Source organism: Streptococcus sp. GMD4S (assembly GCF_000296955.1).
Genome location: NZ_AJRE01000249.1, coordinates 1 through 1188, shown reverse-complemented (window position 1 = coordinate 1188; position 1188 = coordinate 1). Strand labels below are relative to the sequence as shown.

The window sequence follows — 1188 nt, the reverse complement described above, 5'->3', positions numbered from 1 at the left end:
CCCAAACATAGTTATTAAATAGAAGTGAGAAACTTGGAAGACAGAGAGGATGCGATGTAATGACTAGAGATGGTTTTTTTACAGGCTTAGATATCGGAACTAGCTCGATTAAAGTGCTAGTAGCTGAGCATAGAGATGGTGAAGTAAATGTAATTGGTGTTAGCAATGCCAAAAGTAAAGGTGTAAAAGACGGAATTATTGTTGATATTGAAGCAGCTGCTTCAGCAATCAAATCCGCAATCACACAGGCGGAAGAGAAAGCTGGTATTTCTATTAAGTCTGTTAACGTTGGCCTTCCAGCAAACCTCTTGCAGGTTGAACCAACACAAGGAATGATTCCTGTAACTTCAGATACCAAAGAAATCACGGATCAAGATGTTGAAAATGTTGTCAAATCAGCTTTGACTAAGAGCATGACTCCTGATCGTGAAGTGATTACCTTTATTCCAGAAGAATTCATCGTGGACGGTTTCCAAGGGATCCGTGACCCTCGTGGTATGATGGGTGTTCGCTTGGAAATGCGTGGTCTGCTTTACACAGGTCCTCGTACGATTCTACACAATCTTCGTAAGACAGTTGAGCGTGTAGGTATTCATGTTGATAATGTGATTATTTCACCATTGGCGATTGTGAACTCAGTTCTTAATGAAGGCGAACGTGAATTTGGTGCGACTGTCATTGACATGGGTGGAGGTCAGACTACTGTAGCGACTATCCGTAACCAAGAATTGCAGTTCACTAACATCTACCAAGAAGGTGGAGATTACGTTACTAAAGACATTTCTAAAGTCTTGAAAACATCTCAAAAAATTGCAGAAAGTTTGAAACTGAACTATGGTGAAGCTTACGTTCCACTTGCGAGTAACGAAACTTTCCAAGTTGAAGTAATTGGTGAAGTAGAACCTGTTGAAGTAACAGAAAGCTACTTGGCAGAAATTATCTCAGCACGCATCAAACATATCTTTGACCAAATCAAACAAGAGTTGGAAAGAAGACACTTGTTGGATTTGCCAGGAGGTATCGTCCTTATCGGTGGAAATGCAATTTTACCAGGAATTGTTGAATTAGCCCAAGAAGTATTTGGTGTTCGCGTAAAACTCTATGTACCAAATCAAGTTGGAATTCGCAACCCTGCATTTGCGCACGTGATTAGCTTGTCTGAGTTTGCTGGTAAATTGACTGAAGTCA

General features: G+C 40.5%; 1 protein-coding gene. It reads left to right on the top strand.

Annotated elements, in window-relative coordinates:
- Positions 1-59 precede the first annotated feature (59 nt).
- Positions 60-1188, top strand: a 1129-nt coding sequence (gene ftsA, locus GMD4S_RS09090; protein WP_000196344.1) for a cell division protein FtsA, incomplete at its 3' end; no start/stop codon positions are given.